The following is a 12,016-nucleotide window of genomic DNA, read 5'->3' as shown; positions in this document are numbered from 1 at the left end:
AAAAAGCCCCGGCATTTGCCAGGGCTTCTGATTTATATCAGATTACTTTTGTCCTTCACAATGAAGGATCAGAAGATTAAGTTCACGTAAGGCTACAGAGAACTTTGCAAACTCATGGCTTTGCGAAGTCTTGAAGTCAGCCAGCATATGGAACCAACGTTCCAGTAGGCTTTGATTTGCCCCAATCCATTCTGAAATAATCTTGTTTGCATCGCAGCTTTCAGTACAAGTTCTTAACACCACAGAACTTAATGAACGCTGTTGCCAATCAAGCTCTTCTCTAAAGGCTGCTCTCGCCAATGCTTGCCAGTGATTACTCACCGGTTGTGCACTTATCTGCTCAAGGAACCAGTGTAAATCTACACTTGCACCAAGCTTAAAGTAAGTTTCAGCAACCAAAGGAACTGGCTTGTTTTCAGATTCACAGATTTGAGCAATATCAAGTGCAGAGAACAAGGTGCTGACATTTGCGACAACCATCGCGACATCCTCTGGCACACCCTCTTTAATCAATGCATTCGACTCGGCGCGAATACCTTCAACTTCTTCATTTACCATATACTGATGAACGCTAGCTTTTAACTCATCAAATACTGGCTTGAAGAACGCAATCGTTTGCTCGATATTCAAATTACGATTACGGTGTCGCATGAACCAACGGCTCGCACGACGAATGTTACGTCTTAACTGATGTAACATTTCGCATTGAACAACTGCAGGTATAACACCGTTCAAATCTGTAATGGACTTAGTTAAATCAGCTAAACCAAATACTTCGCGAGCCATAGTGTAACAGATAGCCGCTTCAGCTACTGAGGCACCTGTCTCATCTTGCATACGTTGCACGAAATTAAGTCCCATATCATTAACTAGTTCATTAGCTAACGATGTGGCAATAATTTCACCTCTTAACGGATGCGATGCCATATTTGCTGTGTACTTTTCTTGCAATTGCTTAGGGAAGTATTCAACTAATAGCTGACTTAAGAAACTGTCTTCAGTAATTTCTGAAGTTAACAGCTGCTCTTTAAGCACCATTTTAGCGTAAGCAACAAGTACTGATAGTTCTGGACGCGTTAGTGACTTACCGTTGACTAATCTATCAGCCAATTCATCTTCATTGGGTAAGAATTCAAGCGCTCTATCTAACTTGCCTTCTTTTTCAAGATAGTGAATAAAACGGATCTGTTCTTTAAGCTGCTCAGCGCCACGCACTTGGGTTACCGAAATAGTGCGAGTCTGATCTTTACAATCTTGTAGAACAATACGACTGACTTCATCAGTCATATCTTCTAGTAAACGATTGCGCTGCTTCAATGTCATCTCGCCATCTGCGACTAGAGCATTTAGCAAGATCTTGATGTTAACTTCGTTATCAGAGCAGTCTACACCACCGACGTTATCGACAAAGTCCGTGTTCATACGGCCGCCATTCGCGCAGTATTCAATACGACCTAACTGAGTACAACCTAAGTTACCGCCTTCACCAATAATCTTGGCTTGTACTTCATTGCCGTTTACACGAATAGCATCATTAGCACGGTCGCCAACTTCAACATGAGTTTCACTCGTCGCTTTAACGTAAGTACCAATACCACCATTCCAGATAAGATCGACCTGCATTTTAAGCAGTTCTTTCAGCAACTCTAATGGTGCCATTGACGCTTTTTGCGTACCAAGCATTTTCTTCATCTCTGCAGACAATGGAATTGACTTAGCAGAACGTAAGAATATACCGCCACCTTTAGAGATAAGCTCCTGGTTATAATCTTCCCAGCTTGAACGAGGCAATGCGAACAAACGCTCACGCTCAACGTAGCTGGTTGCAGCATCAGGATTTGGGTCAATGAAGATATGCATATGGTTAAATGCAGCCACTAGGCGTGTATGTTTAGACAACAACATACCATTACCAAATACATCACCAGCCATATCACCAACGGCTAAACAGGTAAAATCTGTGGTTTGGCAGTTAACGCCCATTTCACGGAAATGACGCTTAACAGATTCCCATGCACCGCGAGCTGTAATGCCCATCTTCTTATGGTCATAACCATTACTACCACCAGAAGCAAACGCATCACCTAGCCAGAAATTGTACTCAATCGCAATTTCGTTTGCGATATCAGAAAATGTTGCAGTACCTTTATCTGCTGCAACAACTAAATATGGATCATCTTCATCATGACGAACCACATTTTCTGGTGCAATAACGTCGCCGTTGATAATGTTGTCGCTGATATCAAGCAGACCACGAATAAATAAACGGTAACATTCTTGCCCTTCAGCAAAAAACGCTTCACGGTTGCCATCGGTCGGCAGTTGCTTACAAACAAACCCACCTTTTGCACCTACTGGAACGATTACGGTGTTTTTAACTTGTTGCGCTTTAACTAGACCCAATACTTCTGTACGGAAATCTTCACGTCTATCAGACCAGCGCAGACCACCACGTGCCACTTTACCACCACGAAGGTGTACACCTTCAACACGCGGTGAATACACAAAGATTTCATACTTTGGTAATGGCTTAGGCATCTCTGGGATCAAAGCTGGTTCAAATTTGAACGAGATATATGACTTAGGTAGACCAGAGTCAGCAACTTGATAGAAATTGGTGCGATTAGTCGCGTTAATTAAGTCTAAGTAACGACGGATAATACGGTCATCATCTAAGCTAGATACGTCTTCTAGACGAAGATCTATCTGTTCAAGAAACTTGTTTAGCGTCCGAGTCTTTAACTTAGGGTTAAATTTGCGGATATACATTTTAACCAGTAGATCTGCAATCTGCGGGTAACTTGAGAAAGTTTCTTCAATGTATGCTTGGCTAAATGTAGAGTCGATTTGGCGCATGTACTTAGCGTATGCACGTAGTACTGATACTTCTCGTCCGGTTAATCCGGTAGAAAGCACTAAACGGTTAAAGCCATCATCTTCTAGCTCTTTTTTCCACACTTGAGACAATGCAGTTTGGAAGCGCTCTTGGCTGTCAGCTAGATCATCAGATGCAACGTTTTGAGTTGTCATTAAGAAGTCTAAAATCCAATATGTTGCACCATCAGCAGTTTTAACTTCATAAGGTCTTTCATTGATGACTCTAAGACCGAAGTTTTCCAGCATTGGCAACACATCAGAAAGATGAATAGGTTCATCTTTATGGAATAGTTTTAAGCGTACCTTGTTATCATTCAGCGCCGTTTCTTGCGGCTGATAAAATAGCATACCCAATTTATGGTCATCATCCAGCTCTTCAAGATGCTGAATATCTACGACCGATGAGCTTGGTAATACATCTTCTTTATAACTACGCGGGAAAGCGTCAACGTAACGCTTAATTAAACTGTTACCTAGCTCTTCGCCCTGAGCGCTAATGACGGCACTGGCAAGTTTGTCTTCCCAAGAGCGCGCTGCTTCTGTCAAATTATTCTCAATCGCTGCCACATCGACGTCCATATTATTATTGTCAACTTTGATAATGTAATGCGTTCTAGCCAAAGTCGATTCAGAGAAATAAGTGGTAAATTCAACGTCTTCACTACTTTCAAAATGTTGCGCAAGAATACGTTGAGTATCTTCACGTAACTTGGTGTTATATCTATCTTTTGATACATAAACTAAGCAAGAGAAGAAACGACCAAACCCATCTTTACGAACAAACAATTTCAGTTTGTCGCGGTCTTGCATTTCAAGCACACCGCGGGCAATTGATGCTAATTGCTCAACGCTCGCTTGGATAAGCTCATCACGTGGAAGTGTCTCAAGAATATGCATCAACGCTTTATAATCATGAGAGCGTGGTGTAAGACCTGAGTTATCTAACACTCGTTGCACTTTTTGAGCTAGCAATGGAATTTCGCGTGGGCTACGGTTATATAAGTTTGATGCATAAAGGCCAATAAATCGGTCTTCACCAACAACGTTACCCTGTTCATCAAAACGCTTAACACCAATATAATCAACATATGCTGGACGATGAACTCGACTTTTTTCGCTACTTTTAGTGAGTACTAACAAGCTGCTATCAAGTGCTTCTTTACGGGCACTAGCCGAGAAGTTAGACAGTAAGAGTCCAGTTTCTGTTTTGGCTTTAGCTGACTTAGTCATTAAACCTAAACTCGTTGACTTATCCGCTATTAATTCAAGATCACCTTCAACTTTATGAAGGTCATAACGACGGTAACCAAGCAAAGTAAGGTGATGATCATTTAGATACGAAAGAAAGTTTTTTGCCTCGCTTAACTCTTCTTTTGTACCTGGGTATGGACGATTCTCTAACTCAGCAATCGTATCACTTAGCTTTTGAGACATCGCTTCCCAATCGTTAACAGCCGCGCCTACATCGTCTATAACTGATTCAATTTCTTTTGTCAGTGCTTTAATATCTGCGTCACTGCTTTGGCGATCAATCTCTATTAAAAATACAGCGACTTTATCGACGTTATGTTGATCATCAGAGCTATAACTCACTTTCGTCACTTTACCGTCATGACGCTCAATCGCCATTGGCGTGTGCAGCATCATATGTGCAGTAATACCGAGTCGGTTTAGCGCCATGCCAACAGAATCAACCAAAAATGGCATATCTGGTTGGATAATTTCTATAATTGAATGACTTGATTGCCAGCCATGCTTAGACTGACTTGGATTAAATACTCTGATATGACCTTCCCCGACGGAGGTCTTGTTCAGCGCATTCCATTGACTTAAAACAGCGCCGTATAGATCACTGTCATTGCGTGCATTGAGGTCGTCTTTCGACATGTGCGCATAGAGACAAGTAGCGAACTGTTCTACTTGCTTTGCTTGTGTATTAGGTACTTTAGCGTGAATTAGGGTGACTACATTTTCGAGCAGTACTGAAGGCATTGCATCTTTCAAGGCCATGTTGCTATTTCCTTAGGGGCTATGGCAGCGCTTTTTAATTTTTATGGATGCTTCTTAAACCGACCTGAGCCTATTTTTGTGACCTAGGTCATAGCGCGAAGTTTATTACTAAACTCGCCATATTTCGAGAACTATTTTAGTGGTACATCCTCATCGAATTTAACCTGACAGCGATTTCATTCACATCTCTGACATAACAATCGTATATTACGTGTTTTTATGCATAAAAAAAGAGGAGCTAATGCTCCTCTTTAGTAGACTCTACTTGGGCTGCCGCCAAAAAATAGCCGCAATTGCTGGGAGTATAATTATTGCCCCCAACATATTTACCAAAAACATGAAGGTTAACAATATTCCCATATCCATTTGGAACTTGAGCGCAGAGAAGAACCAAGTACTCACACCAATCGCTAATGTCAGTCCGGTAAATATCACTGCACTACCTCGCTCAACCAAAGCTTCATAATAGGCCTGCTGCACTGGCATACCATCACGCAGACGAACCGCCATGGTAGATAAGATATAAATACCGTAGTCAACACCAATACCGACACCCAGCGCAATAACAGGTAATGTACTGACAGCCAAACCAATATCAAGTTGAGTCATTAATGCCTGAGCCAAGGTAGACACCACGTAAAGCGGCAAAATCACGGCAATTGTCGCTCTTAAAGAACGGAAACTAATAAGGCACAAAATAAACACTGCACCATAGACATACAGCATCATAGGTAACTGTGCTTCAGCCACTGCTTCATTGGTTGCAGCCATAACACCTACGGGGCCAGAAGCTAACTTAAACTGCAGTTTGTCACTATTCATTTGCTGTTGTAGCTGGTTTACTTTCTCGATGACAACTTCAATAGTTTCTGCTTTATGATCTTTCAAGAACAAGTACACAGGCATTACCGAGCAGTCGCTATTTAACAGTCCTGAAGTTGTTGGCACTCGCCCTACAGCTTGTACTAAGCTGGCTGTTGTACGTGGTAAGACGCTCCACTTAGGATTTCCTTCGTTAAAACCAGAATTAACACGTTTAGCAACCGATGCAAGACTTGCTGTTGCTTCAACACCCGGCGTATTACTAACCTGCCATTCAAACTCATCGATCTCAGTAAGTACTGAATGATAAGTACATGCCTCAGGAAAAGCCTCTACGATAATGGTCATCACATCAGTGGTGATTGAAAACTTGTCTGTAATGAAAAAGGTATCTTGGTTATAGCGTGAATCTAGATGCAGTGCTGGTGCACCACCTTGCAAGTCACCTATTTTCATTTTATTGGCTTGCTGTAGACCAACACCATAAAGCACCGCTGTAATAGCCAAGACCCAAATTGCATATTTAGGCGTAGCAAATTTAGACAGTGTTAACCAAATATTATTGCCGGGTTTATCTTTAATTTCTTTATTTGGTGTTACCGTAGTAAATGAGATTAAAAGTGGCAACAGCATCAAGTTAGTTAAAATAATGACTGCTACACCTAATGAAGCCGATATTGCCAGCTCGCGGATAATACCGATATCAATCGCGAGTAAAGTCATAAAGCCAATGGTATCGGACAACAACGCAACACCACCTGGGATCAATAAACTTCTAAACGCTAACGCTGCGGCAGCTTTCGTTGACTGACCATCAGTCACACGTCGCCTCACAGCATTAATCATCTGCACACTATGGCTTACACCAATTGCAAATACCAAAAATGGAATAAGAATCGACATGGGATCTAAACCAAAACCAACCACAGTTAATAAGCCTAACTGCCATACCACAGCTATAAGGCTACAAACCAAAGGTAGAATTGTTAAGGCGACTGATTTAGAAAAGAAGTACACCATGACCGCGGTGACTAAAATAGCAATTAAGAAAAACAGTAATACGCCTTTTGCACCATCGGCTACATCTCCCGCCATTTTAGCAAAGCCAATAATATGAATTTTAATTTCATCAGTTTCGTATTGCTCACGTAACTCTTTTTCCAGCTGTGCAGCAAAAGCTAAGGTATCCAGAGCCTCACCAGTTTGAGGGTCAAAGTCCATTAGCTGAGCACTTACCATTGCAGCAGAATAATCTTCGGCAATCAATCGCCCAACAATACCTGCTTTCTCAATATTACCTCGAACAACTTTTAGACCATATTCTGTAGTTGAAAAATCAGCTGGGATCACCGGTCCACCGGCAAATCCATCTTCAACGACTTCAGTAAATCGAGTTGATGGTGAAAATAACGATTTGACTTGTGCCCTATCCACTCCAGGAATAAAGAATAGTTGGTCATGAACATTTTTTAACGCATCAAAAAAGGTCGGGTTAAAGATATTGCCGCTAGTATCTTCAACTGCCACCATAATACTATTTGCGCCGCCAAACTGCTTTTGGTGCTTAAGATAAGTTTGCATATAACTATGATTAAGCGGAATATTTTTTACAAATGCTGCATCCATTTTTAGATTGCTAGCTTGCATTCCCAAAAACACAGTAGCAACTGCAAATAAAAATATAACAAAGGCTCTATGACGAAATAGATAAGATTCGAATCCATTAACTAATTTATCTAACATAGTAAGGTCCTATTATTTTTGTTCTAATTTGATGAGACCTTTATTACCCGCGACCCATAAGTTTCCTTGTGAGTCTTCGGCAATAGCGACGAGGTTTTCACCTTGTCGTTGCTCTACTAATTGGCTTTCGCCAGAGGTTGAAATATCAATAATCACTCCTGCATTACCGACAACGCGCAGCGTATCTTCGCCCAATTGGATCCCTGCATTAATGGTAGAATCCACTGGTAACTCAACCTTACGCCAATCTACAAGGTTTAAGTCTGCACGAAATACGTTGCCCCTTAACCCCATAACAAATGCAGTATTGCTAACTACAGCGACATTAAACAATGAACCTTCATAGAGAAAATCTTGTTTAATCCAATTACGCCCCTCATCTATTGATGTCGCAACTAACCCTAACTCCCCCACCATGATTAAGGTTGTGTCATTAACAGGTAATATGCGATTAAAATGGGGTAATAAAGTACTACGCTCAGATAAATACAAAGTTTCATCTTCAGCTTTGAGCTCTTCTAGGTAAGCAATATCTTCTTCAAAAAGCAGTTCTTGATGGTATTCACTCTTCCAAGTGCGACCACCATCTTGAGTTCGGTAGAACAATCCATAGGCGCCAATAGCAATGCCATTTTGTTCATTAAAAAATAAAATATCTAAAAAAGGCTTCTCAATTTCAGGCGATTGCATTTGTAATTGCCAAGACAGCCCTGCATCTTGAGTATGTAAAATAGTCGCATCATGACCGACTGCCCAACCTTTATTTGGCGTTATGAAAAAAGCCTTAGTCAGCAGTACCTGAGTAGGAGTGCTCACCTGCCTCCAAGAGTCTTGATAAATAAAGGCATGGCCTCTGTCACCAACGGCGACCAAGGTTTGTTGATTTTTTGCGATATCTAAAACGAGAGAGTTTGCAGCAAGAGGCTGAATTTGTTGTTGTAAATTATTCTCTTGTGCCAGCAGTGAAGTAGACTGAAAAAGGCTAAATAAACTCAATACAGAGAGAAACCGAAGCATGCTAAACGACATACAAACTTCCTTAAAATAAAGAGGGGCTTGCGCCCCTCATTGGTAGGGTTAACGAATACCTGCACGGCGCAATGCCGCTGGTGTGAAGTTTGCTTCACTTAGTTTGGCATCAAAGTCGTACATACGACCTTCGTTATCTAACCCCATCGCGATATAGCGACGTGATTGCAGATCATGGAATACTTCTAACGTACTCCACTGAGTTGGCACTTCGTAGTAGTTCAAACCATGAGCAATAGCCACACGATAAAGCTCATCACGGTTATCATATAAATCAGCTACAGATACCTGCCATGAATCTTCATCAATATAGAAAGTACGTGCCTTATAAATATGGCGCATGCCCTCTTTTAGCGTCGCTTTGACTACCCAAACACGATGTTTCTCATAACGTACGTATTCTGGATTGATATGACCAGGGGTGATAATTTGGTCATACTCAAGCTTATCTGAATGAAGTTTATAATCGTTGTAAGGAATATAAAGCTCTTGTTTACCGACAAGCTCCCAGTTGTAACGCACAGGCGAACCGTTGAACATATCGAAATCATCGGTTGTTCTTAAACCGTCAGACACTGTACCTGGCGTATCGAACGCAACATTTGGTGCTTTACGAACACGGCGTTGGCCAGTGTTATAGGTCCATGCTTGACGAGGTAATTTCTCTTGGTCCATTGTTTCTTTAACAAGTAACGCTGTACCCGCTAGGCGTGCAGGCTGTGTAACAACTTGCTTAAAGAAAAACAGTGTATTGTCTTTAGATAACTTATCCAATGTCATCTCTGGACGAGAATATTGAAAACGAATTTCTTCTGCTGTTTCAACTAGTGTGTAGCTACCGCCAGCTGTAGGTGCCGCCTGACTACGAGACGTTTTAATATCAACACCACGGAATCGTAAAACATGGTTCCAAATCACTTCTAAACCATTCTCAGGCATAGGGAAAGGAATACCAATTGACGCACCTTTGATGCCGTTACCGCCATCAATAAGCTCTGCGCGAGTCGCGTTTTCTCGAGTCGCATCGTAAACAAACTGCGGCACGGACGCTGAACGACGCGTCTGGTAAACATTCATCTTGAAGGTTTCTGGGTACAACTCAAATAGCTTTACCTGACCATCTGATAAATACGCTTTATACTTATCTTTATTTGCATTTGTAATAGTAAATTCAATTTTGTCTCCCGGAAACGGATCTGGGTGATGCATACCTTTACTATATCCAGCTACAGGCTCTGTAATCCCCCCATCCCAAGCAGGAATAGATCCATCAGCATTAGCAGCTTTCTCACCACCGAGTGGAGTTAACTCTGTTCCGAGTTTCGCCGCATCGGCTTCTGATACTTTAGCCATAGCACTCGGTGCGCTTAGCGCAATCATCACTGCTACAGGCAATATCGCAAGTTTATTCATTATTATTGTCCTTGTGATTTAGATTGAATACTTAATGTTGAACGACACATAATCTCGATCAGCCATGGCATTAGTAGTGCCTACACCACCAAAGAAAGTATTGTAAGAAATATCAGCGCCCCAACGGCTTTGATAATCAAAGTTAATACCAACAGCTACAGACTTCTTACCTTCAGTGAACAAGAACATTGGATCTGGCGTAATACCATCAACGTCATGTGAGAAGATAACTCGAGGCGCAATGTTTACTCCTCCCCACACGTTGTTATAGTCAGCCTTAGCAACTAAGCGATAACCCCATGCGAAATCTGTTGGGAACGGGTTGGTTTCAGGACCATTATGCAATGCTTCAATAATACCTGGCATATCAGGATTACCACCTGAGCGACCTGTACCAGGGCCATTTAAACGAAGCTCATCATGGCTAGGCATATCATGGATCCAAACACCACCAATCTCAGCCAACATAGTTAGATTATCAGTGCCTAATGTAGGGCCAAATAAATGAGTGAATGTGGTTTGTGCTTGCGTAGTATCCAAACGAATAAAGCCTTCCGCGTATTCACCTGGTCCATAATTTTCTACTTGTGAGACACCATCTAAATCTGGGCGCAAACCGGCATTAGCAAGCTGCTGTGGCATTGCTGCAAATAGCAATTCAACATCATCGATCTGCAGAGGCTCATCTAAACGGTGAGCAATCTCACCTGCAACTGACGTATCACCTACCAGCGTATTAAAGCTTACACCCATTAATTGAATATCTTCTGGATAAACAATCTGAGCTTTAGAGAAAGTTTCTAATGCTAACAAGTCTTCGCGAGTCATCGCCTCGCCAGACTGAGCTTTACCACCAAGGCGCTGAAGATCTCGGCCAATAGCTTCTTGAGAAAAGTTTGCTGTTGTACCACTAATAAGGGGACGACGGCTGTGATAATTCATGTAGTAAAGGCCAAACTCTGTTTCGCCTAATTCGGGAGAATAGTAACCAAGTTTGACACCCCATTGACCATCATCGCTCGCTTCAGCAGGATCTTCAACCAGTGTAGCCTTTGTTGGGTACGCTAATGCAAGTGATGCCAAGGTTGCAGCATCTACCTGTCCAGACCCAACCATACCGACAAGGGCATTGTACTCTGACATTAAGAAATCAAGATTCATGTCAGGATTTGCGTTAAATCCTAACTGAGCATTTTGGCTGTAGCCACCATATCCGGCAAAATCATTAGTCGAAAAAAATGAGCCTGGAGTCGGTACCCAAACAGGTTCCCAATCGTATTGGTAGAAACCTTCAACAGATAAGTTGTCGGTAACACCAAATGACGCCCACACCATACCTTGTGGTCTAAACGCTTCTTTTAACTCTGCGCCAGGCGCATTTAGAATGTTTAAATCGACAGGGTTAATAACACCAATACCGTGGGCAATCAGTGTGCTTTCTCCCCAAGAGACAACCTGATTACCAACACGTATTGATAGTGGATTAGCACCATCGTTAAAATCGAAATCAGCGTAAACAAACGCATCGAGTAAGCGAATATCTTTACACTGAACTTCAGATGCTTTGCTATCTTCACATGGATCAAACTCTTGACCCGTTAAAGGATCATTAAAACCAAAATCACCATCATTCATTTTTCTATCATAGAAATACATACCACGGGCAAACACACCGAAGTTTTGGTATTTCAATGATAACTCGTGCAGGCCTTTGAAAATTTCTGAAGTTGTATCGCCTTGCGAGTACAACAAATTACTCAAATCACCATTGCTTGAATAAGAACCGGGCTGCGCCCAGATCTCAGCAGAGCTGTATTTCGTATTACCAAAAGCAGAATATCCGGACCAATCAAATCGTGGGTGATTTACCTTACCAATTTGATTATCCCAATCACGACCTTCAGTTCTCCAACTTGCACCAGCAGTCCAAGTCGAGTCGAATGTACCTTCTACCTCCCCCCAATTAAATGAGACAGCATTTGCATGATTAGTCATGCCAAAGCTGAGCGCCGCAACGATCCCCAAAGCGAGCGTCGACTTATTAAAGCCGTTTTTAACCTTTTTCATTTAGCTTCTCTCCGTAACCTGCTGGATTCTATTGTTATAGGAATTGATAGCCAAC

Annotated in this window: 5 protein-coding genes; all 5 read right to left on the bottom strand. The window is 41.9% G+C overall.

Annotated elements, in window-relative coordinates; genetic code table 11:
- Window positions 1–42 precede the first annotated feature (42 nt).
- Complete coding sequence (locus L2747_RS07660) at window positions 43–4,887, bottom strand: NAD-glutamate dehydrogenase (RefSeq protein WP_248998483.1); 4,845 nt, start codon at window positions 4,885–4,887, stop codon at window positions 43–45.
- Between the two features lie 261 nt (window positions 4,888–5,148).
- The gene (locus L2747_RS07655) at window positions 5,149–7,452 is read right to left on the bottom strand and encodes an efflux RND transporter permease subunit (protein ID WP_248998482.1); all 2,304 of its coding nucleotides are present in this window, start codon (window positions 7,450–7,452) and stop codon (window positions 5,149–5,151) included.
- Between the two features lie 12 nt (window positions 7,453–7,464).
- A complete protein-coding gene (locus L2747_RS07650) occupies window positions 7,465–8,481 on the bottom strand; it encodes a WD40/YVTN/BNR-like repeat-containing protein (protein ID WP_248998481.1) in 1,017 nt (338 codons plus the stop codon).
- A gap of 48 nt (window positions 8,482–8,529) precedes the next feature.
- A complete protein-coding gene (locus L2747_RS07645) occupies window positions 8,530–9,894 on the bottom strand; it encodes a DUF1329 domain-containing protein (RefSeq protein ID WP_248998480.1) in 1,365 nt (454 codons plus the stop codon).
- Between the two features lie 18 nt (window positions 9,895–9,912).
- Window positions 9,913–11,961, bottom strand: a complete 2,049-nt coding sequence (locus L2747_RS07640; RefSeq protein WP_248998479.1) for a DUF1302 domain-containing protein — start codon at window positions 11,959–11,961, stop codon at window positions 9,913–9,915.
- Window positions 11,962–12,016: the final 55 nt, after the last annotated feature.

Origin of the sequence: Shewanella marinintestina (genome assembly GCF_023283845.1) — a bacterium.
Classification (GTDB): domain Bacteria; phylum Pseudomonadota; class Gammaproteobacteria; order Enterobacterales; family Shewanellaceae; genus Shewanella; species Shewanella marinintestina.
The sequence above is the reverse complement of the archived record's forward strand: the minus strand, read 5'-3'. Positions and strand labels throughout refer to the sequence as shown.

What these genes read in the sequence shown, in the direction of transcription:
- L2747_RS07660 (WP_248998483.1), bottom strand. Translation starts at nt 4,887, where the DNA reads ATGGCCTTGAAAGATGCAATGCCTTCAGTACTGCTCGAAAATGTAGTC.
- L2747_RS07655 (WP_248998482.1), bottom strand. Translation starts at nt 7,452, where the DNA reads ATGTTAGATAAATTAGTTAATGGATTCGAATCTTATCTATTTCGTCAT.
- L2747_RS07650 (WP_248998481.1), bottom strand. Translation starts at nt 8,481, where the DNA reads ATGTCGTTTAGCATGCTTCGGTTTCTCTCTGTATTGAGTTTATTTAGC.
- L2747_RS07645 (WP_248998480.1), bottom strand. Translation starts at nt 9,894, where the DNA reads ATGAATAAACTTGCGATATTGCCTGTAGCAGTGATGATTGCGCTAAGC.
- L2747_RS07640 (WP_248998479.1), bottom strand. Translation starts at nt 11,961, where the DNA reads ATGAAAAAGGTTAAAAACGGCTTTAATAAGTCGACGCTCGCTTTGGGG.